Raw genomic sequence first — 347 nt, 5'->3', positions numbered from 1 at the left:
CCTGTCGGTGGCCGTGCGCGGCGCCCAGGGCGTCCTGATCAGCGCGGAGGCGAGCCCGCAGGCGGAAGGTGGCCAGCTCGACCGCGCCGGACTGGCGGGCCTGGCCGACGTCATGCAGGGCATCCTCGACGAAGTGGGCAAGCTGGCGGCCGTCCATACGGACGACGAGCCGACGGGCCGGCGCCTTGCCGCCCTCGTCGACAAGCTGAAACGGTGGCACGCCGGCAGCAACGTCGCGGAAGGCGCGGCGGGGGGCGGGGAACCTATCCTGGCCGCGACGGCGCCGAACGGCATCATCGTCGCCAGCAACGACAACCTGGCACTGGGCGCGGGCGGCAAGGTGGACG

1 protein-coding gene is annotated in these 347 nt (G+C 73.8%); it reads left to right on the top strand.

Annotated elements, in window-relative coordinates:
* Positions 1-347 (top strand): type VI secretion system Vgr family protein (locus ACEN88_RS34770; RefSeq protein WP_413346968.1); only part of this gene is annotated, 347 nt, incomplete at both ends.

Source organism: Massilia sp. CT11-108, assembly GCF_047302915.1.
GTDB lineage: Bacteria > Pseudomonadota > Gammaproteobacteria > Burkholderiales > Burkholderiaceae_D > Telluria > Telluria orientalis.
The sequence above is the reverse complement of the archived record's forward strand: the minus strand, read 5'-3'. Positions and strand labels throughout refer to the sequence as shown.